Annotated in this window: 16 protein-coding genes; 8 read left to right on the top strand and 8 right to left on the bottom strand. The window is 73.6% G+C overall.

The features are described from left to right. Positions 1 to 111: 111 nt before the first annotated feature. Together BIV04_RS09805 and BIV04_RS09810 are read right to left on the bottom strand one after the other, a co-directional pair. A complete protein-coding gene (locus BIV04_RS09805; protein ID WP_071256104.1) occupies positions 112 to 2,883 on the bottom strand; it encodes a molybdopterin cofactor-binding domain-containing protein in 2,772 nt (923 codons plus the stop codon). Continuing rightward, positions 2,880 to 3,827, bottom strand: coding sequence for an FAD binding domain-containing protein (locus tag BIV04_RS09810; protein WP_071256108.1), 948 nt, complete (start codon positions 3,825 to 3,827; stop codon positions 2,880 to 2,882). The genes BIV04_RS09805 and BIV04_RS09810 overlap by 4 nt, the downstream gene beginning before the upstream one ends. Positions 3,828 to 3,986: 159 nt before the next feature. Here BIV04_RS09810 and uraD point away from each other — a divergent pair, with 159 nt between their 5' ends. Beyond that, on the top strand, positions 3,987 to 4,508 hold the full coding sequence (gene uraD, locus BIV04_RS09815; RefSeq protein ID WP_071256110.1) for a 2-oxo-4-hydroxy-4-carboxy-5-ureidoimidazoline decarboxylase: 522 nt from the start codon (positions 3,987 to 3,989) through the stop codon (positions 4,506 to 4,508). Continuing rightward, the gene (uraH, locus tag BIV04_RS09820; protein ID WP_071256112.1) at positions 4,505 to 4,831 is read left to right on the top strand and encodes a hydroxyisourate hydrolase; all 327 of its coding nucleotides are present in this window, start codon (positions 4,505 to 4,507) and stop codon (positions 4,829 to 4,831) included. Before uraD ends, uraH begins: the two co-directional genes overlap by 4 nt. A gap of 18 nt (positions 4,832 to 4,849) precedes the next feature. Here the strand turns inward: uraH and BIV04_RS09825 are convergent, their stop codons facing one another. Both BIV04_RS09825 and pucL read right to left on the bottom strand, forming a co-directional pair. Further along, on the bottom strand, positions 4,850 to 5,326 hold the full coding sequence (locus BIV04_RS09825) for a nucleoside deaminase (protein ID WP_071256520.1): 477 nt from the start codon (positions 5,324 to 5,326) through the stop codon (positions 4,850 to 4,852). 50 nt (positions 5,327 to 5,376) lie between these two features. After that, positions 5,377 to 6,270: a factor-independent urate hydroxylase gene (gene pucL, locus BIV04_RS09830; RefSeq protein WP_043596242.1), complete on the bottom strand. Its 894-nt coding sequence runs from the start codon at positions 6,268 to 6,270 to the stop codon at positions 5,377 to 5,379. A gap of 113 nt (positions 6,271 to 6,383) precedes the next feature. Here pucL and BIV04_RS09835 point away from each other — a divergent pair, with 113 nt between their 5' ends. The 5 genes from BIV04_RS09835 to BIV04_RS09855 all read left to right on the top strand — a co-directional run bounded on the left by BIV04_RS09835 (position 6,384) and on the right by BIV04_RS09855 (position 12,901). Next, positions 6,384 to 7,529, top strand: coding sequence for an acetamidase/formamidase family protein (locus BIV04_RS09835; protein ID WP_083396338.1), 1,146 nt, complete (start codon positions 6,384 to 6,386; stop codon positions 7,527 to 7,529). Beyond that, the gene (locus BIV04_RS09840; protein ID WP_255364246.1) at positions 7,522 to 9,249 is read left to right on the top strand and encodes an AtzH-like domain-containing protein; all 1,728 of its coding nucleotides are present in this window, start codon (positions 7,522 to 7,524) and stop codon (positions 9,247 to 9,249) included. Before BIV04_RS09835 ends, BIV04_RS09840 begins: the two co-directional genes overlap by 8 nt. 66 nt (positions 9,250 to 9,315) lie before the next feature. Further along, the gene (locus tag BIV04_RS09845; RefSeq protein WP_304457118.1) at positions 9,316 to 10,665 is read left to right on the top strand and encodes an alanine--glyoxylate aminotransferase family protein; all 1,350 of its coding nucleotides are present in this window, start codon (positions 9,316 to 9,318) and stop codon (positions 10,663 to 10,665) included. Further along, complete coding sequence (locus tag BIV04_RS09850; protein ID WP_071256113.1) at positions 10,662 to 11,954, top strand: allantoate amidohydrolase; 1,293 nt, start codon at positions 10,662 to 10,664, stop codon at positions 11,952 to 11,954. Before BIV04_RS09845 ends, BIV04_RS09850 begins: the two co-directional genes overlap by 4 nt. Continuing rightward, positions 11,951 to 12,901 carry a MurR/RpiR family transcriptional regulator gene (locus BIV04_RS09855; RefSeq protein WP_255364247.1) on the top strand — a complete coding sequence of 317 codons (951 nt, stop codon included), beginning with the start codon at positions 11,951 to 11,953 and terminating at the stop codon, positions 12,899 to 12,901. The genes BIV04_RS09850 and BIV04_RS09855 overlap by 4 nt, the downstream gene beginning before the upstream one ends. A 67-nt stretch (positions 12,902 to 12,968) precedes the next feature. On the opposite strand, the gene BIV04_RS09860 is transcribed toward BIV04_RS09855, so the two are convergent. The 4 genes from BIV04_RS09860 to BIV04_RS09875 all read right to left on the bottom strand — a co-directional run bounded on the left by BIV04_RS09860 (position 12,969) and on the right by BIV04_RS09875 (position 17,576). Further along, on the bottom strand, positions 12,969 to 13,700 hold the full coding sequence (locus BIV04_RS09860; RefSeq protein ID WP_071256114.1) for an MBL fold metallo-hydrolase: 732 nt from the start codon (positions 13,698 to 13,700) through the stop codon (positions 12,969 to 12,971). A gap of 34 nt (positions 13,701 to 13,734) precedes the next feature. Further along, positions 13,735 to 15,180 (bottom strand): allantoinase AllB, encoded by a 1,446-nt coding sequence (allB, locus tag BIV04_RS09865; RefSeq protein ID WP_255364248.1) that lies wholly within the window; start codon positions 15,178 to 15,180, stop codon positions 13,735 to 13,737. Beyond that, positions 15,173 to 15,988 carry a DUF1275 family protein gene (locus tag BIV04_RS09870; protein WP_255364249.1) on the bottom strand — a complete coding sequence of 272 codons (816 nt, stop codon included), beginning with the start codon at positions 15,986 to 15,988 and terminating at the stop codon, positions 15,173 to 15,175. Before BIV04_RS09870 ends, allB begins: the two co-directional genes overlap by 8 nt. Before the next feature lie 181 nt (positions 15,989 to 16,169). Further along, on the bottom strand, positions 16,170 to 17,576 hold the full coding sequence (locus tag BIV04_RS09875) for a carboxylesterase family protein (protein WP_083396339.1): 1,407 nt from the start codon (positions 17,574 to 17,576) through the stop codon (positions 16,170 to 16,172). 40 nt (positions 17,577 to 17,616) lie between these two features. Here BIV04_RS09875 and BIV04_RS09880 point away from each other — a divergent pair, with 40 nt between their 5' ends. Then, positions 17,617 to 17,838, top strand: a complete 222-nt coding sequence (locus BIV04_RS09880; RefSeq protein ID WP_071256116.1) for a DUF1653 domain-containing protein — start codon at positions 17,617 to 17,619, stop codon at positions 17,836 to 17,838. The last annotated feature ends 225 nt before the right edge of the window (positions 17,839 to 18,063 follow it).

Genomic DNA, 18,063 nt, shown 5'->3' on the forward strand with positions numbered 1-18,063 from the left:
TTCGGCCCGGCCCGGCTCCGTTCGGCCCGGCCCGGCTCCGTTCGGCCCGGCCCGGCCCCGCGTCGCTCGGCTCGGCCCGGCCCCGCGTCGCTCGGCTGGGCCCCGCCCGGCTCAGCGCCCGCCGGCGAGGCGCCAGAGTCGGTCGCGGGACATCGGCAGCTCGTACGGCCGCACGCCGAGGGCGTCGCGGATCGCGTTCGCCAGGGCCGGGGCCACCGGGTTGTACGGCGCCTCGCTCATCGACTTGGCACCGAGGGGGCCGAGGTCGTCGTGCGTGGTCGCGAAGTGCACCTCGGTCTCGGGCACGTCGCCGAACTTGGGCATCCGGTAGTTGCGGAATGCCGTCGTCAGCACGCGCCCCTCGTCGTCGAGCATCATCTCTTCGTAGAGCGCGGTGCCGATCGCCTGCGCCGTGCCGCCCTCGACCTGACCGCGCAGCTGCTCGGGGTTCAGCACGACTCCGGCGTCCGCCGCCTGCACCGAGCGCAGCAGGCGCACCTCCCCGCTCGCCCGGTCGACGGCGACCTCGAAGCCGTGCACGTTGAACGCCACCGAGCGCGGGGTGCCGTCGTGGGCCCCGTCGGCGGCGAGCGGACCGTCGGCCAGCAGCCGTTCGCTCGAGACGAGGACGGTCGCGTCGACGCCGGGGCCGACCCGCACCACGACGCCGCCCGCGACCACCTCGGGGGCGGTGGCGGTGTCGACGGCGTGACCCGCGCCTCCTGCGATCGCCAGGGCACGGTCGACCATGGCCGCGCGCAGCTTGTGGGCCGCGGCGAGCAGCGCCTTGCCCGCGACGACGACGCCGGCCGAACCGTAGGCCCCGGTGTCGTAGCGGGCCACGTCGGTGTCGGACTGACGGACGACGACCCGGTCGGGCGTGGTGCCGAGTGCCGAGGCGACGAGCTGGGTGTGCACGGTCGTCGTGCCGTTGCCGAACTCGGCCGTGCCGACGCCGATGTCGTAGCGGCCGCCGGGCAGCAACTCGATCGAGGTGTCGGCGAAGTGACCGCGCGGCGGGATCGTCGCGATCATCGCGAGGGCCATGCCTCGTCCGGTCGACCAGGTCGGGCCGACGGGGGCAGGAGGCGCGCCCTCGGGAGCAGGAGACTCCAGCGCCTGCTCGACCAGGTCGAGGCACTGGTCGAGTCCGTAGCTGCCGATCAGCAGGTCGCTCTCTTCGTCGGGGTCGGTGACCACCATCGGGTCGCCGGGGACGATCACGTTGCGGCGGCGGAACTCGAACGGGTCGATGCCGAGCTCGCGGGCCAGTTCGTCCATCGCGGACTCGACGGCGAAGACGACCTGCCCGAGCCCGTACCCGCGGAACGCCCCCGAGGGCAGGTTGTTCGTGTAGACCGACTCGGCGTCGACGCGCTTGTTCGGGCAGCGGTAGACGCTGGTCGACTCGTGCACCGAGTGGTACATGACGCCGACGCCGTGGTTGCCGTAGGCGCCCGTGTCCATCAACTGGTCGACGTGCATCGCGGTCAGCACCCCGTCGCTCGTCGCGCCGACCCGCACGCGGACCCGCATCGGGTGGCGGGTCGGGGCGATCGTGAACTCGTCCTCGCGGGTGAACTCGTACTGCACGGGTCGTCCGGTGCGCAGCACGGCGAGGGCGACCAGGTCTTCGGTGATCAGTTCTTGCTTGCCCCCGAAACCGCCGCCCACGCGGGCGGCGAAGACCCTGATCTGCTCCTGCGGCAGTTCGAAGACGTGAGCCAGCTCGTCCCGCACGAGGAACGGCACCTGGCTCGCCGTGCGGATCACGAGGCGTCCGTCGTCGTCGAGCCAGCCGCGTGAGGCGTGCGTCTCGAGGGCTCCGTGCGAGACGCGCTGCGTACGCCAGGTGCCCTCGACCACCGCGTCCGCCGCTGCCAGGCCGGCCTCGACGTCACCGGTCTCGTCGTGCATCGCGGCCACGGTGTTGCGCTCGGGGAACGCGATGCGCGACACCTCGCTGGTCTTCTCGCCGTGCAGCAACGGGGCCCCGGGCGTGCGCGCCGTCTCGGGGTCGAACACGGCGGGCAGGGGTTCGTACTCGACCACGATCGCGGCCAGGGCGTTCGTCGCCGTGCGGACGTCGTCGGCGACGACCGCGGCGACGCGCTGCCCGCGGAACCGCAGCACGGGGTCGAGGACGAGTCCGTCGTCGGGGTCGTCCTCGCGGTCCTCGTGGCGACCGGTCGAGAACAGGGTCGCGGGGGAGTCACGGTGCGTCAACACCAGGTGCACCCCGGGCAGCGCCTCGGCCGCGCTCGTGTCGATCGACGTGATGCGGGCGTGTGCGTGCGGGCTGCCGAGCACGGCGAGGTGCTGCAGCTTCGTCGTGCTGCGGAAGTCGAGCGTGTACGGCTCGCTGCCCGACACCACGCGCATCGCCGCCGGAGCCTTGACCGAACGTCCGGCCGCCTCGCCGTCGGCCGGGGACACCGTGTTCGAGACGCCGCAGATCGCGTCGCCGATCGCCCGGTACCCCGTGCACCGGCAGAGGTTGCCCTTCAGGAGGCGCGGGAGGTCGTCCGCGTCGGCCTCGGTGAACGTCGAGGCCGTCACCACCATGCCGGCGGTGCAGAAGCCGCACTGGAACCCGGCCGCGTCCGCGAACGCCTGCTGCACGGGGTGGGGGTGTTCGGGTGTGCCGAGACCGGCCGCCGTCGTCACGGCCCGGCCCTCGAGCCGGTGCGCGGGATAGATGCACGAGTGCACGGGGTCGCCGTCGACCAGCACCGAGCAGGCGCCGCAGTCGCCCGCGTCGCATCCCTTCTTGACCGAGTGGACACCGTTCTCGCGCAGCACCGTGCGCAGCACCTGACCGGGTGCGAGGTCGGCGTCGAGGGGCAGGCCGTCGACCTCGAACGTGACGTGTCTCGGGGTCATCGCGCGCCTCCGGGGGTCGTGGTGGCGGGTGGCGTCGACCTCGCCCGCGCGGTGGCGCTGCGGGGGTCGTGGGTCGCCTCCCGGTGAGGTCGTGCCCGGCCGGCCGGGACGAGCACGTCGGTGGCCGGCTGCCCGAGCTCGACGCGCAGCTCGTCGGCGAAGCGGGTGCTCATCGCGCGACGCCAGTCGGGATCGCCGTGGGGGTCGGAGTACCAGCAGTCGACCCGGGCGAGGGCGTCCGCCAGGGCCCGTTCGCCGGGCACCTCGTCGAAGCGCAGCTGGACCGGACGGGTCGTCCCCGCCGTGACGGTGACGACGAACTCGCCGTCGAGGCCGAGTCGGGCCGTGACCAGCGTGCCCGAACGGCCCAGGGGACTCAGCGAGATGCGCCGGAACCCGGTGCGCGAGCGCAGCGAATCGACCGGCACCTCGAGCGCGCGCAGCACCTCGCCGGGCTCGAGGGCGTTCTGCACCACCCCGGTGACGAAGGTGGACACCGGCTGACGACGCTCATCGCCGTCGGTGGTCCACACGAGGGCCGTGGCGTCGAGGGTCGCCATGAGCGAGGTCATCGCCCCGGCCGGCAACCCGAGGGCGACGTTGCCGCCGACCGTCGCGACGTTCCAGATCTTGAACGAGGCGAGCAGCGAGTTCGCGCACTGGTCGATCAGCGGGTGGGCGGCCCAGTCGTCGTCGGCGGGCAGCCGCAGCAGCTCGGCGATGGTGCAGGTGGCGGCGATGCCGACGACGTCGCGGCCGTCGTCGGCACTGCCTCGCTCGACGGGCGTCCACCCGAGCGAGGTCAGGTCGACCAAGCCGGTCAGCCCGGGTTGCCGTTCGGAGAACAGCCACGTGCCGCCGCCGAGGGGACGCTCGCCGGGCGCGAAGACGATCTCGTCTCGACGTGACGGGGTGCGGATCTCGCGAACGGTGGTCAGGTCCATGGGAGCACCCACTCTGCACGACCGGGGTTTCGAGCATGTGTCGGCTCGCTCGGCGTCGAACGACCGTCACCGATCCTCGTGCCCCCGCTCGGAGCCCGGGAGGCGCGGGTCGGCCAGCCGCTCCCGTCGCGTCGGGGCACCGTCGCTAGGGTGTGCGTCATGATCGAGCTCGACGACGCCACCCTGCGTTCGCATCTGCTGGCCGCCCTGAACGTCGAGCGATGGGCCGACGACGTCGCCGCGCAGTCGCCGTTCGCCGACGCCGACGCCTTGATCACGGTCGCGGCCGCCGCCGCGACGCCGCTCAGCGCCGCCGAGATCGACGAGGCGATGGCGCACCACCCGCGCATCGGCGAGAAGCCGGTCGGCGACGGGGCCGCCCAGGAGTTCAGCCGACGCGAGCAGGGCTCGGCGGCCGACGCCGACGACGAGACCCTCGCGCAGCTGCTGGCCGAGGGCAACGCCGCGTACGAGCAGCGCTTCGACCGGGTGTTCCTCATCCGCGCCGCCGGTCGGAGCCGGGCCGAGATCGTGGGCGAGCTGCACCGGCGGCTCGGGCTCGACGACGACACCGAGCAGCGCATCGTCGGGGCGGAGCTGCGCGACATCGCCCTGCTGCGGCTGCAGACGACCTTCGCCGAGCCGGCGTCCACCGGCCGCACGGACGAGGTCGGCGCATGAGCCACGTCACCACGCACGTCCTCGACGCCGCGCTGGGCCGCCCGGCGGCCGACGTCCCCGTCGCGCTCTTCGACGCCCAGGGTGTCGAGCTCGCCACCGGAGTCACGAACGCCGACGGGCGCGTGCCCGAGCTCGGCCCGGACGCCCTGCCCGCCGCCGACTACCGACTCGTCTTCGAGACCGCCGCCTACTTCGCGGCGTCGCGGCGTGACACGTTCTACCCGCGTGTGACGATCGACTTCACCCTCGCCGACGAGTCGAGCCACTACCACGTGCCCGTGCTGCTCAGCCCGTTCGCGTACTCGACCTATCGCGGCAGCTGACCCCCCTCGCACGGCGGCTCAGTAGTCGGTGCGGTGGTCGTGGGTCAGCCACGCCTCGAACGGCGCCGGCGCGTTCGTGGGGCGCACCTCGTCGACGGGGAGGTCCCAGGTGGACCGGTCGCGCGCGAAGAGCTCGTAGAACTCCAGGTCGTCGAAACCGCCGCGCGCGGCGTCGTGCCGGTCGGCGGCGTACACGACCCGGTCGACCCTCGCCCAGAGCGACGCCGAGAGGCACAGCGGGCACGGTTCGCACGAGGTGTAGAGGGTCGTGCCGGCGAGGGAGAATTCGCCGACCGCCTGGCACGCCGCGCGGATCGCGGTGACCTCGGCGTGCGCGGTGGGGTCGAGGTTGGCCGTCACCCGGTTCTGCCCCTCGGCCACGAGCTCGTCGCCACGCACGATGACGGCCCCGAACGGTCCGCCCCCGTTCGCCACGTTCTCGACGGCCAACTCGATCGTGCGCGCCAGCCAGCGGGCGTCGTCGGTTCCGGTCACGGTGTCTCCTCGGGGTGTGGCGGGTATGGGGTCGATGGACTCGACGACGCTCATGCGAGGCCCGCGGACGCACGCCAGGCGTCGTGGGCCGGCGGCGCGTCGTCACGCAGCACGGTGGCCTCGATCAGACCGTACGGGCGATCGGCGGCCCAGAAGACCTCGCCCGGGTTCTCGAGGCCGAAGGGTGAGAGGTCGTAGGCGAAGTGGTGCTTGTTGGGTGCCTTGAGACGCACCTCGACGATCGAGGGGATCGCCTCGAGGACGGCCGTGCCCATGTGCCACAGGGTCTGCTGGAGGGCGAGCGACTGCAGGGTGGCGAACTCGCGGACCATCAAGCGCTTGACCTCGGCGTACGTGGCCTCCCAGTCGACGTCGGTCGTGCCGAAGCGCCATTTCGCGTCGAGGGCCGTCGCCATGACGCGGTCGTGCGTCTCGGGCAGGGTCGTGAACTCGTCGGTCAGGAACCCGGCGAACTCGGAGCCGGTCGACTTGAGCAGGACCAGGTCTTTCAGGCCGCCCACGACGTACTCGCCGGTGTCGTCGACCGTGACGGCGGCGGTCCGGACCTCTTGCCCCGAGCGCAGCCAGGTGTGGTCGTGCTCGGTGCCGTCGACCACGGCCCGCTGCCAGTCGTACTGCTCGATCTCGATGCGGGCGCCCGTCACGGGCTCGACGTCGTGCACGAAGTGGCGGGCGAGCTCGAGCCCGAAGCGCTCGACGGCCTCGACGCCCTTCGACTTCGCGAAGGCGAACGCGGTGTTCTTCTGGGTGTCGGTCGGCAGGACGGCGCTCTGGTCGCCGCGGAGGTACGCCGCGTCGAAGGGGCCGCGCAACGCGGTCGTGACGTTGACGTCGCGGATCTCGTGTCGGGGCCCGTCGCGGTAGAAGCGCACGAGTCGCGACTCTGCTTTGCCGTACTGGTTGTCGCCGAGGATGATCGCCATGCGGCGATGATCACACAACCGTGTGAACGACTTGTTTCACGATCGACGAATTGTGAACAACTCGTTTCAGAAGGCTTGTCGGGACGAGGCGTCCACTCGCTACTGTGCTGGGCATGGCGATCTCCGAGGCGACCCCAGCGCCCCCGTCGGGCCCCGTTCCCGCGACTCCGATCCTGCAGCCCCTGTCGCCGGGCGACCGTGACGGGGCCGTTCCCTACGTGCCCGCGACACTCGCCACCACCCTGTGGGGGCGCTTGCCCTGCGCCTCCGACGAGCCGGTGCTCACGATCGACCCGGGCACGGCCGTCCTCATCGACACCCTCAGTCACGAGGGCGTGCTCGACGACCAGGGGCGTGACCCCCGGGCCTTCTTCGCCCGTCACGGGGTGCCTGCCGACCACGTGCTCGACGACGCGGTCGCCCTGGCCGCCGCGGGCGACGAGCGGCACGGCCGAGACCCCGCCGCCGACGGACCGCACGTCGTGACGGGGCCCATCGCGATCCGCGGGGCGCAGCCCGGCGACGTCGTCACGATGACCCTGCTCGACGCGACGCCGCGGGTGCCCTACGGCGTCATCTCGAACCGTCACGGTCGCGGCGCCCTCGCCGGCGAGTTCCCGCTCGAGGCCGGCCCGGTCAGCGTCTTCGCGGCCGTCGACCACGAGCCCGACGGTTCACTCGTCGGCACCCTGCCGCTCGTACCCGGCGCCGAGCACACCGTGCGGTTCCCCCTGCACCCGTTCCTCGGCATCATGGGCGTCGCCGTCGCGGGCGACGAGCGACCGCACTCGGTGCCGCCGGGCTCACACGGGGGCAACGTCGACATCGCCCTGCTGACCGAGGGCGCCTCCCTGCACCTGCCCGTCCAGGTGCCCGGGGCCCTCGCCTACGTCGGCGACCCGCACTTCGCCCAGGGCGACGGCGAGGTCGCACTCACCGCGATGGAGGCCAGCCTGCGCGTCACGGTCCGCTTCGACCTGGTGCCGCGTGCCCAGGCCGTGGCACTGTTCGGCGAGATCGCCGGGCCGCTGGCCGAGACCGCCGAGTTGCTCGTGCCCACCGGTCTCGACGAAGACCTCGACGAGGCGGTCCGCGCCTGCGTCCGCGCGGCGATCGACCTGCTCGAGGCCCGCTACGGCATGGACCGCAGTCTCGCCTACGCCTACCTGTCGGCCGCGACCGACTTCGACATCTCGCAGGTCGTCGACCTGGTCAAGGGCGTCCACGCCCGCATCCGCAAGGCGGACTTCGGTGGTTGATGCGACGCCCCCCGACCTGCCCCGGCACGAGGAGGCACGGGTCGGCTCGGGCACCGTCCCCACGACCGTCGAGGGTGACGTGCCCGACGGCCTGAGCGCCGCGTTCGACGCCTACGAGCGGGCGCTCGCGGCCGACGACCAGGTCGCGCTCGCCGCCGCCTTCGAACCGACCGCCACGGTGATGCGTGCCGACGCCGGTGGTCTGTTGGTCGGGCACGACGCCATCGCTGCCTTCCGGGGGAGGCGGGGCTCGGGTCCGGTGCGTCGTGTGGTCGAGTGCCACGTGCGGGTCCTCGACGCCGACACCGCCCTGGTCGTGTCGGTCAACGCCCCGGCCTCCGGTGGACGCGGTGTCGTCACGCAGCTCTGGCGCCGAGAGTCGGGTTCGGGTTCGGGTTCGGGTTCGCAGGGTGCTCGCCCGTGGCGGATCGCGTCGGCGCAGGTGCAGGCGTCGCCTCCGGCGATCGACCGCCGGGTCTGGCGGGTCGTGGGCGAGCCGCTCGTCTCGGGTCGGCGCGACGACGGGGTGACCGACACCGCGCCTCCTGCGGGCTCTCGGGCTGAGTCCGGCGGTGGTGGAGGCGGTGCGCCGCCGTCGGCACGAACGCTCGCAGGCGAGACCGTCGCCGTGAAGGACCTGTTCGCCGTCGCGGGCCACGCGATCGGCGCCGGGGTGCCTGCACGGCTCGCCGGTGCGACCCCCGAGACCCGGCATGCGGCCGCGGTGCAGCACCTGCTCGACGCCGGAGCCGACCTGCAGGGCATCGCCCAGACCGACGAGTTCGCGTACAGCATCGCGGGCCGCAACTCGGCCTACGGCACCCCACCGAACCCCGCCGTGCCGGGGGCGATCTCGGGCGGTTCGACCAGTGGCCCGGCGGCGGCCGTGGCCCTCGGGCAGGCGAGCATCGGCCTCGGCACCGACACGGGCGGGTCGCTCCGGGTGCCCGCGTCGTACCAGGGCCTCTGGGGCCTCCGCACGACGCACGGGGCCGTTGACCGTGCCGGTCTCCTGCCGCTCGCGCCGAGCTTCGATACGGTCGGCTGGTTGACGCGAGACGTCGACCTGCTCCGCCGGGTGGCCGAGACATCGCTGTCGGCAGCCGATCAGGTGCCGGTCGAGCCGTCCTACGTGGTCGACCCCGGACTGCTCGCCTCGGTCACGCCCGAGGTGCGGGCCGAGTTCGGGCGGGCCCTCGACAAGGCGACCGCGGCGGGACGCATCGAGCGTCCCGAGCCGGTCGTGCTGGGCGACGTCGCGCAGCTGTTCGAGCTGTTCCGCGTGCTGCAGGCCTTCGAGGCCTGGCAGTCCGACGGCGACTGGATCACCGCGCATCCGGGCGAACTCGCCGCCGACGTGGCGGCCCGCTTCGCGTTCGGCGCGACGATCTCGCCCCGGCAGGCCGAGGAGGCGCGGGTCGCCCTCGGCCACGAACGTCACCGTCTCGAGTCCCTCCTCGACGGGCGGGTGCTGCTCCTGCCGAGTGCGTCCTCGGCCGCGCCCTCGCTCGGCGCGACCCCCGCCGAGGTGGACGCGGTGCGCTCGGCGACGCTCGGTCTGACCTGCGTCGCCGGCGTGCTCGGTGCTCCTGCCGTCTCGGCGCCCGTCCTCGAGGTGCCACTGGCCTCCGGGCGGCGGGCACCCGTCGGGCTGTGCCTCGTGGGGCCGCGCGGGTCGGACCTGTCCCTGCTCGACCTCGCGGCGACCTGGGCGACCTGATGCTCGCCGCTGACGGGGGCCGAGGAGTTCACCTGCATGAAACACGGGTTGCGTAGGGTGGGCCGGGTGAAACGCGTCTTCCAGCCGATCGACCCGCCCGCCCGCCTGTTGATGGGCCCCGGCCCGATCAACGCCGACCCCCGGGTGCTCCGGGCGATGTCGGCGCAGCTCGTCGGGCAGTACGACCCCGCCATGACCGCCTACATGGACGAGACCCAGGCGCTCTACCGTGAGGTGTTCCAGACCTCGAACGAACAGACCCTGCTCGTCGACGGCACCTCGCGCGCCGGCATCGAGGCCTCGCTCGTCTCTCTGATCGAGCCGGGCGACAAGGTGCTCGTGCCCGTCTTCGGCCGCTTCGGGCACCTGCTGCGCGAGATCGCCGAGCGCTGCGGGGCCGAGGTCCACGTCATCGAGGTGCCCTGGGGGCAGGTCTTCGCCCTCGAGACCATCGTCGAGGCGATCGAGCGCGTCCAGCCGAAGCTGCTCGCGGTCGTGCACGGCGACACCTCGACGACCGTCGCCCAGCCGCTCGAGGGGCTCGGCGAGGTCTGCGCCCGCCACGGCGTGCTGTTCTACACGGACGTCACGGCGTCGATCGTCGGCAACACCTTCCGCACCGACGAGCTCGGCCTCGACGCCGTCAGCGCCGGCCTGCAGAAGTGCCTCGGCGGCCCCTCGGGGTCCTCGCCCGTCACCTACGGCGAGCGGGCCGTCGAGGTCATCCGGGCCCGCACGTCGATCGAGGCCGGCATCCGCACCGAAGGCGACACGACGAGCGCCCACCGGATCGCCTCGAACTACTTCGACCTCGCGATGATCTTCGACTACTGGGGCCCTCAGCGCCTCAACCACCACACCGAGGCGACCACGATGCTCTGGGGCGCCCGCGAGTGCGCCCGCCTCGTCGTCGACGAGGGCGTGGACGCCGTGGTCGCGCGACACGAGCTGCACGGCCGCGCCATGCTCGCCGGGGTGCAGGGGCTCGGCCTCGAGACCTTCGGCGACCTCGCGCACAAGATGAACAACGTGGTGGCCGTGGTGATCCCCGACGGGGTCGACGGCGACCGGGTGCGTGGCGCCCTGCTCGCCGACTTCGGCATCGAGATCGGCACCTCGTTCGGCCCGCTGCACGGCAAGGTCTGGCGCATCGGCACGATGGGCTACAACGCGCGTCGCGACACCGTCCTCACGACCCTTGCCGCGCTCGAGGCCGTGCTCCGTCGCGAGGGCGCGCCGATCACGAGCGGCGGCGGCGTCGGGGCCGCGTACGACGTGTACCTCGACGTGGACCGCTCGGCGTCGGCCGCGACGTCCGAGGCGACCCGCGCCTCCTCGGTCGTCCCCGACCAGCAGTCGCCCGACCTCGACGCGGCGACCGCCGGAGGCGCGGCCCCGGAAGGAGGCGCGGCGTGAGCCCCGAGGCCACCACCGTCCCCGAGGGCGGTCCCCTCGACGAGGCCCGTCTCGTCCTCGAACGCTGCGACGCCCTGGCCGCGGTCTCGAGCAGCCCGACCGGCATCGAGCGCGTGTACCTCTCGCCCGAGCACGCCCGGGTCAACGCGATGGCCGGCGGATGGATGCGACAGGCCGGCATGACGACGTGGCAGGACGCGGCCGGCAACCAGCGCGGCCGCTACGAGGGCACCGAACCCGGCCTGCCCGCCCTGCTGCTCGGCTCGCACCTCGACACGGTGCCCGACGCCGGCCGGTACGACGGCATCCTCGGCGTGCTGCTCGGCATCGCCCTGGTCGAACGGCTGTCGGCCCGGGGCACCCGCCTTCCCTTCGCGATCGAGGTGCTCGCCTTCGGTGACGAAGAGGGCACCCGCTTCGGCACCGCCCTGCTCGGTTCCCGCGCGGTCGCCGGCACCTGGCTGCCCGAGTGGTGGTCCCTGGCCGACGCGGCCGGCACGACGCTGCGCGAGGCGTTCCTGGCCTTCGGTCTCGACCCCGACCGGGTCGCCGACGCCGCCCACGAACCGACCGACGTGATCGGCTACCTCGAGACCCACATCGAGCAGGGCCCCTACCTTGAGGAAGCCGATCGGCCGCTCGCCGTCGTCTCGTCGATCGCCGGGGCGCGACGTTTCGAGCTGACCCTGACCGGAGTCGCCGGACATGCGGGTGGCGTGCCGTTCCACCGTCGGCACGACGCGCTCGCCGGCGCCAGCGAGATCGTCCTGGCGGTCGAGCGCCTGGCCCGCGAGGCCGACTGCATCGCCACGGTCGGCCGGTTGCAGGCCTTCCCCGGCGGGGTCAACGTCATCCCGGGGCTCGTCGAGTTCAGCCTCGATCTCCGCGGCGAGCACGACGACCGTCGTGACCAGGTCTGGGCCGACATCCAGGCCGTCGCGACCGAGGTCTGCGAGCGTCGCGGCCTGACCTTCTCGGTGGACGAGACCCACCGCGCGCCGGCCGTCGTGGCCTCACCGCGCCTCCGGGGGTTCGTCCGCGAGGGCATCGCCGCCACCGGCGACGCCGACCCGATGGTGCTGTTCTCGAAGGCCGGGCACGACGCCATGGCCGTCGCCGAGATGACCGAGTGGGCCATGCTCTTCGTCCGTTGCGGCAACGGCGGCATCAGTCACCACCCCGACGAGATCGTCACGATCGACGACGTGGCCGTCGCGCTCGACGCCTTCGAGGCCGCCGTGCACGCGGTCGCCGCGGCGCACCCGGTCGCGGCGCGGGCGTCCGCGTGACCGGGCCGCACGGCGACAACACGCGCGGCGACGACGCGCACGGCGACGTCGCCGCTGCCGCCGCCACCGCCGGTGCGGAGCAGTCGGAGGGCGCAGGAGGCGCGGGCCCGGTCGAGGGGGCGGGCATCCGTGATCGCATCGACTCGGGCTACGGCCGCCTCTCGCCGCAGGAGCAGCGAGCCGCCGACTTCATCCTCGACCACCTGGACGACCTCGCCGTCTACACCGCGACCGAGATCGCCGAGCAGAGCGGGGTCTCGAAGGCGACGGTGTCGCGGTTGTTCCGGCGGCTCGGCTTCACCGACGCGCAAGAGGTGCGCGACCAGGCGCGGGCGTCGCGCAGCCGTGGCGTCCCGGTCGGGCCGACCCGCGCCTCCGGGGGGCTCGCCGAGCACGCCGAGGCCGAACGACGCAACCTCGACGTGATGCTCTCGGGGCTCGCCGACGGCCGGCTCGAGCGGGCCGCGGCGTTGGTCGCCGGGGCCGAGCGCGTCGTCGTGGCCGGGTTCCGCAACAGCTACCCGGTGGCACTCCACCTGCGGCAGCAGCTGGTCCAGGCGCGGGACGACGTGCGCGTGGCGCCGCAGCCCGGTCAGTCCATCGGCGAAGAGCTGGTCGGGCTCGGGGCGCGGGACGTCGTCGTCCTCGTGGGGTTCCGCCGTCGGCCGGCCGGCTTCGCCGGCGTCCTGTCGTCCCTGGCTGCGCGCGGCGTGCCCGTGGTGCTCGTGGCCGATCCGTCACTGCGCGGCGTCGACGTGACCGTGAGGCTCGACTGCCCGGTCGAGACCCCGGCCCCGTTCGACAGCTACGCGAGCGCGATGAGCCTGGCCGCCCTGCTGGCCGGGGCCGTCCTGACCGAGACCGTGCGCGCCGGACGCCCCGAGGGTGGCCGCAGCCGCGTCGCCGAGATCACCGAGCTGTACGCCGAGCTCTCCGAGCTCGAGTAGGCCGACAGCCGACTCTCGAGGTGCAGGACCGACCAGCGGGTCACGCACGCCGAGGGGCTGGCCGTGCTCAGCGGCGCAGCACCGGCCCGTGACCCGGCAGCACGACCCGCGCCCCGCGGTCGACCAGGCGGCCGTAGGTGCGGCCCGCCTCGGCGAGGTCGGAGTGGAAGATCGGGTGCAGCATCTGCACGCCGTCGAGCCGTGAGGTCGGGTGGCCGGTCACGAGGGCGTCGCCTGTGATCAGGACGTCGTCGTCGGGCAGCGCGAAGACGGTGTGCCCGGGGGTGTGACCGACCGCGGCCGTCGGCACGACGCGGTGACCGCTGAACGTGCGTGACGCCCCGAGGTCGAGCGGCACGACGTCGGTCACGGCCACGTCGCCCAGGCCTCCGGCGCGCACCGCGTGCAGCACCCAGCGGGCGAACCGCGGCTTGTACAGGTGCGGCAGGACGTCGCCGACGGTGACCTGGTGCAGCTGCTCGCGGGTCACGTTCGGCACCTCGGCGGGTGCCGCGAAGACCTCGAACTCGTGCCGCCGACGCAGGGCCGTGACGGTGCCGATGTGGTCGCTGTGCCCGTGCGTCACGAGGACCGACGTGAGTCGGGCGTCACCGGCGCCCGTCGCCGACGCCACGGCCCGCAGCGACGACTCCACCAGCTCGAGGTCGGCCGGGTAGCCGGCGTCGACCAGCGTCAGCGTGCCGTCGCCCGCGAGGATCGTCCAGTTGGACGCGGGACCCTCGACGAAGTGCACGCCCGGGGCGACCTCGAGGGGAGCCGCCGCCCCCGTCGGGCTCACGCCGCGACCTCGAGGGAGGTGACGCGACCGCCCCTCACGAGGCGACCCCGGTGTCGGGACGGACGAGCAACCGCGCAGGAGGCGCGCTCGGCCCCGCCAGCCGGCCGCCCACCCACGTCGCCGCGACCTCGCCGAACAGGTGTGCGTCGTCGTACGCGGTCACGGGGTTGCGGTGCGAGAGGTCGTCGACGTCGATCGTCACGGGCATCTCGGGGGCGAATGCGACGAGGTCGGCGTCGGCGCCGACGGAGATCCGCCCCTTCGAGGGGAGGCCGACGAGGGCAGCCGTGCCCCGGGACATCCAGCCGACGACGGCCTCGAGCGGGATGCCGCGCTGCCGGGCCCCGGTCCACACGGCGCGGAAGCTCAACTCGAGACCGGAGATGCCGCCCCACGCCACGTCGAAGTCGCCGTGTGCGGCGTCGGGCCCACCGGCGAACTTGAGCTCGCGGGTCGAGGGGGAGTGGTCGCTCGCGACGACGTCGATCGTGCCGTCGACGAGAGCCTGCCAGAGCAGCTCTCGGTTGGCCTCGCCACGGATCGGCGGGCAGCACTTGAACTGCGTCGCACCGTCACCGATGTGCTCGGCGTCGAAGGTGAGGTAGTGCGGGCAGGTCTCGACCGTGAGCCGCAGACCCTCGGCCTTGGCGGCGCGGATGGTGTCGAGCGCCGTCGCGGACGAGAGGTGCAGCACGTGGGCACGACCACCCGTGGTGCGGAGGGCGTCGACCACGTGCTCGATCGCCGTGCGCTCGACCACGTCGGGACGCGAGCGGACGAACGCGTCGTACGCCGCGCCTCCTGCGGGTGTTTCGACGGACGAGGCGCCGGCTTCGGCGCCGGCGGCCGCGTCACCGGCGCCGGTCAGCGAGGCAGCGGCGGCGTCGAGCCCGTCGGGGTCTTCCGCGTGCACGATCAGCAGGCCGTCGAAGTCGGCCAGCTCGGCCATCGCCCGGTGCAGCTGCTCGGTCGACAGGTGGGGGAACTCGTCGACGCCCGAGGGCGACAGGAACGCCTTGAACCCGAAGACGCCGGCTTCGTGCAGCGCCCGCAGGTCGCCCGTGCCGAGGTTCGCCGGGATCGCCCCGCCCCAGAACCCGACGTCGACGACCGACTGGGGCCCGGCGGCGGCCCGCTTCTGTTCGAGCGCGTCGACCGTCGTGGTCGGCGGGATGCTGTTGAGGGGCATGTCGACGATCGTCGTCACGCCCCCGGCGGCGGCGGCACGGGTCGCGGTCGCGAAGCCCTCCCACTCGGTGCGGCCGGGCTCGTTGACGTGCACGTGGCTGTCGACGACGCCGGGCAGCAGCACCTGGTCGTCGGGCAACGTGACGTCGACGGTGGCGTCGACCTCGTCGGTGAGGCCGCCGATCGCGACGACGCGGCCGTCCCGGACGACGACGCTCGCCTCGCGCCAGTCGCCGTCGACCAACGCACGACGGGCCCGGACGACGAGGTCGTGGTGCACGGCGTCAGCCACGAGCGTCGCCGTTCGCTCCGTCGGTCGCCGAGCGCGCCTCCGGGGCTCCGGACGCCACGGCGGCAGCCGGGGTCGCCGTCGCCGTCGCTGCGGCTGCCGCGGCGGCCTCGGCCTCGCGCGCTACGACCTCTCTCCGCCGCTCGCGCAGCAGGTGTCCGGTCAGGGCGACGAGCAGCGTCAGCCCACCCGCGACGCCCATGCCCACGCCGATGTGCACCTGCAGCAGCAGGGCCCCGACGCCTGCCCCGGCGAGGATGAGCACCACGGCGAGCACCCGCCGGGGGAAGTTCTTGCCCGTGCCGCCGGCGAGCTTCGACTCGGACGCGAGCCCGACGATGGTCGACGTGACCACCACGGTCGTGACGTCGGCCACGGCGATCTTGCGGGCGGCGGCGGCCTGCAGGCCCATGGCGGCGCCGAGCAGGCCGGTGATCGTGAAGGCCCACGGCGTGTTCTCTTCGGGCACGACGAAGAAGGTCGAGATGCCGAGCCCGAGCAGCACGCCGCCGGTCACCCCGAACGAGATCGTGCTGCGGCCCGACCAGCCGGCACGACCGCCTCGCAGGACACGGCCGCCGATCGCGGCCCCGAGCAGGAACGCGGCGAGGGCCACGATCGGGCCGACGATCGGCAGACCGTCGGCCTGCGCGATGGCCATGCCGAGGATGACCACGTTGCCGGTCATGTTCGCGGTGAACACCCGGTCGAGGCCGAGGTAGCCGACGGCGTCGATGATGCCGGTGGTGAACGTCAACGTCAGCATCATGACGAGGTGCATGCGCGCCTGGTTGCGGCGGAACTTCTTCACGGGGGTCCTCAGGTGCTCGGCGCCGCGGGGCACGGCGGGGCGGGCGACTACGGCGGCGTCGGCGCATCGGGTCTGCCGTCGATCGTATTGTCGCGGCACCGTCGCGTGCGAACCCCGGGCCGTGCCTGTGGACGGAAGGAGGCGCGGTGCGGTCGGGGAGGAACGACCGAGAAGGGCCCGGTCAGCGGCGGCGGACGACCAGCGTGTCGGCGAGGCCGGCCGTGGCGTCGGCGGCGACCGTGCCGGTGCGGGCGAAGTCGGCCCAGACCTGACGCACCTTGCGGCCGCGGCGGTCGACGTCGTCCCAGTCGGTGGTGCCGATCAGGCGGGTGTGCGCCCAGGCCTCGCGGCCGCCGAGCAGCAGCGGCAGCTCGGTGATGTGGGCCGCGCCGAAGGCCGTGCCCTCGGGCTCCCAGGTGAACTCGAAGGTCGAGACGCGCCCGCCCGCTGCCCGGTGCCGCTCGGCGAAGGCCCGACCGGCCCGGTGGTAGACCGCCTTCGTCGTGGCGTCGATCATCACGCGCCGGATGCCCCGGCCGACCACGGGCAGCCCGAACAGCCGTTGCAAGAAGGGGGAGAACTCGGCGAACACCGCGGTCTCGTCGGCCGTGGCACCGATCAGCAGGTCGATCTCGGGCGCGACCTCGCGCCAGGCGTCGTCGGCGGCGGCTTCGGCTGGCAGCGGTGCGCGGCCGTACTGGACGCCGAAGGCCATGCCGCCGCGCAGCCCGAAGCGCTTCGCCGCCCGCTCGGCCACGGACTGCCCGGCGAGCAGCTCGTCGAGCGGGGCGTCCTTGCGGGGCGTGCCCACCGCCTCCGTCATCGCCTTCACCATGCGGCTGCGGCCGCGCGCGATGCCGAGCGGGGCGCTCTGCACGATGGCCCGGGCGAAGAGCCCCCGGGCGCCCTCGCTGATCATCAGGTGCGCGATCGCGTCGCCGCCGGCCGACTGGCCGAACAGGGTGATGCGAGACGAGTCGCCACCGAACGCCTCGATCGTGTCGTGCACCCAGCGGACCGCCGCGAGCTGGTCGAGCAGCCCGAGGTTGGCGGGAACCTCGTCGCCGACGCCGAAGAAGCCGAGCATGCCCAGCCGGTAGGTCACGGTGACGACGATCACGCGCTGCTCGGCGACCAGGGCGCGCGGGTCGTAGACGCGCAGGTCACCTGCACCGGACACGTACGAGCCGCCGTGGATCCAGACCATGACCGGCACGCGCTCGTCGGCGAGCAGGTCGGCGGGCAGGGTGATCGAGAGGCGCTGGCAGTGCTCGTCGTCGACCATGCCGACGGCGGCACCCTCGATCAGGGCGTCGAGCCCGGGTGCCGCGACCTGCGGCGAGGCGGGAGCACGGTCGAAGGCGAGCAGCGGGGACGACCAGGGCGCGACCGGGCGCGGCGGCTCGAAGCGGTCGGCCTCGGCGTAGGGCACCCCGAGCACCCGCACGACGGCACCGTCGACGCGGCCCACGACGCGGCCCGAGGGGGTGTCGAACTCGCGGCGGGCAGCCCGGTCGTCCGTGTCGACGACGGGTTCACCCGGGCTGGTCGGCGTGCTGGCGGTCGAGCGGGGAGCGTCCTGGGTCACCCGACCATCGTGCCCCTCACCGCCCGTCTAGGCTCGCGGGATGACCGCCGACACCCCTCCCGCCCCCGGCTCGTACCGCCACTTCAAGGGCGGCCGTTACGAGGTGCTCGGCACCGCCCGTCACAGCGAGACCGACGAGCCGCTCGTCGTCTACCGGGCGCTCTACGGCGAGCAGGGGCTCTGGGTTCGGCCGCTCGCCGCCTGGTCCGAGCGCGTGCGACGCGACGGGTACGACGGCCCGAGGTTCGCGCCCGAGGACTGACCGGCCCGGTCGCAGCCCGTGCGCCCGCCACGCGGCGGTCGACGACCAGCCGAGGAGGCGCGGGCCGGGTCAGCGAAGTCACAGCCGGTTGATAGCCGCGCGGCCGGACACTCGGCTCATGAAGTTCTCACGTCGCTCCCAGCGCTCCCAGGGTGCAGCCACAGACGGGGGCGCCACGGACGACGCGACCCGCACCGCCGACCCCACCGCGGCCGCCGCCGACCC

The sequence above is a fragment of the Frigoribacterium sp. MCBA15_019 genome (assembly GCF_001864945.1).
GTDB lineage: Bacteria > Actinomycetota > Actinomycetes > Actinomycetales > Microbacteriaceae > Frigoribacterium.